Origin of the sequence: Candidatus Symbiopectobacterium sp. (assembly GCF_020054415.1) — a bacterium.
Taxonomy (GTDB): Bacteria; Pseudomonadota; Gammaproteobacteria; order Enterobacterales; family Enterobacteriaceae; genus Symbiopectobacterium.
The window spans coordinates 1-1,826 of record NZ_JAHWCO010000543.1; the positions used below are offsets into that span (position 1 = coordinate 1).

Annotated in this window: 4 protein-coding genes; all 4 read right to left on the minus strand. The window is 48.0% G+C overall.

Annotated elements, in window-relative coordinates; translation table 11 throughout:
- A partial coding sequence (locus QZ506_RS15985) for a lambda exonuclease family protein (RefSeq protein WP_291972402.1) occupies positions 1–358 on the minus strand: 358 nt, incomplete at its 3' end.
- Positions 342–1,106: a phage recombination protein Bet gene (bet, locus tag QZ506_RS15990; RefSeq protein ID WP_291972404.1), complete on the minus strand. Its 765-nt coding sequence runs from the start codon at positions 1,104–1,106 to the stop codon at positions 342–344. The genes QZ506_RS15985 and bet, both read right to left, overlap by 17 nt.
- The gene (locus QZ506_RS15995; RefSeq protein WP_291972406.1) at positions 1,103–1,408 is read right to left on the minus strand and encodes a hypothetical protein; all 306 of its coding nucleotides are present in this window, start codon (positions 1,406–1,408) and stop codon (positions 1,103–1,105) included. Before QZ506_RS15995 ends, bet begins: the two co-directional genes overlap by 4 nt.
- A complete protein-coding gene (locus QZ506_RS16000) occupies positions 1,405–1,587 on the minus strand; it encodes a hypothetical protein (protein WP_291972408.1) in 183 nt (60 codons plus the stop codon). The genes QZ506_RS15995 and QZ506_RS16000 overlap by 4 nt, the downstream gene beginning before the upstream one ends.
- Between the last annotated feature and the right edge of the window lie 239 nt (positions 1,588–1,826).

Consider the following 1,826-nt stretch of genomic DNA (forward strand, 5'->3'; position numbering starts at 1 on the left):
ATGTGTTGGGGCATTTTATTTCTATCAGGCCATCATTTCCGACCAGGCCATCAGGCGACGCACCAAATCCTACGATCTCTGGATGGGGAATAAATCCCACTTCTGTAACTTCTGCGTCAAACTGGTTAAGCAGGTACATCTTTCGCGCCACCGGTTCAAGTTCAGTGCCGCGCTGCATGGCAGAGTTTGCGTAACTTTCTTCCACCTTTCCAGTTAGGCGCTGGCAGATAAGCTCTGCCATGTAGTTCTGGCGGCTGGCGGAATAGCCCGATTTGGTTTTTGCCATTACGTCAGACAGGCGACTGGCGGTCACGTTGCCACAACGGGCGGAAAACCATTCATCACTGCGCTGTTGCATGATCCACCTCGCTATATTCTGCATCGACGGGAATGCTTTTTTTGATGCGCTCTTTCTCTGCATTGCCAATAATCTGGCGCTCTTCCTGGGTAAGGCTCTTCCACGTTTCAGCGAAGACTTCCATGCTCAGTTGTGCTGCCTCTTCGCACTTGGCAATGAGTGCAGGGCGACGTTCGTCGGTTTCCTTTCCAACGACAACGCTTGCTGGGCTGCTTTCGATAATCCGCTCTGCCTCGTCTTTGTCGTAGATACCAGCAAAACCAAATGCCAGACGGGCGCACTGGATCATCGCCTTATGACGCAGCATGCGTTTTGGATGGGACTGCCACGGCCCTTTAACTTCATAACCGCTTTTAGACTTAAAAGCCTCGCGTTTGCATTCATCCATCCATTCAGTGACGCTGATCGGGTGTTTGCGATCTTTCCGGTAGATTTTGCATGTGCAGGATTCTGAATCCTGCCCGAACTCCATACCGTCGAACTGGTCGTGTCCATTAATAATTCGTGCCCAGCCGTCAACACCTACTACAGGGACAATGCCATTCTGTTTGTCCGGGAAGGCGTAAATTTCTCGGGTGAATGGATTTAAGCCGTACTGGTTGGCAACGATGAGTAATGCGGTAAACTGGGCATCGGTAGCTTCTCCAGAAAAAGCGGTGGCTTTTAATACGCTAAGCAGATCATTACCGGCATCCAACCCAAGGCGTTCAGCCAGTTTTCCAGCCATTGTTGTTAATGCCGTGCTCATGCTGCATCCTCCTCATCTCTCATTCTCAACCACAACTCCGTGGCGTATTCGTATTTTGCAAGCAGCTGAATAAATCCATCCGTGAATGTCTCAAGGGCTATTTTCTGGTCAGGGTCGTTCGCCAGAATGTCAACCACGCTTTCGTCAACGCCGGTCATTCTGCGAATGGCAGTAAAAATTTCATCTTGCTTTACCCGTTTATCAGCAAAAGCGTAATATGTGTTAACCACATCCAAATCGGCATCTGAGAATGTCGAGATAATTTTCTCTATCTCTCGTTGTCCTGATTCGCTGATTTTCATATCGGGTTCCCCTTCTGATTAACCGTTGCAATAAGCTGCCCGAATAACCGTTGCAGCCAGCTTTTGTTTTTGAAGCTCTGGCCCGTGACGATATTTGAGCAGTGATATTCGATTGACCGAATCGGGTCAAATTTAATTTCAGGACGCACGATGGGGGCGCCCGCGATAGTAAGTTCCATCGTGGCTTTCCTTAATTTAGATTGATGTATTAATTGATGCCGAAAAATATCGGCGAGGGTTAAATATTCATCTCTTTATGACAGGTTAAACCGTAATATCAGCAACGAAATGACATGACGATAAATTTCACCGTGCTTATTGTCGCAATGGCGCTTATTAACTGCCGATTCGAATTCTTCAATAGTTCCAGAGAAGCACCCGCGCCTAACAATGACACTGCCGTCTTTCTTCCTGAATG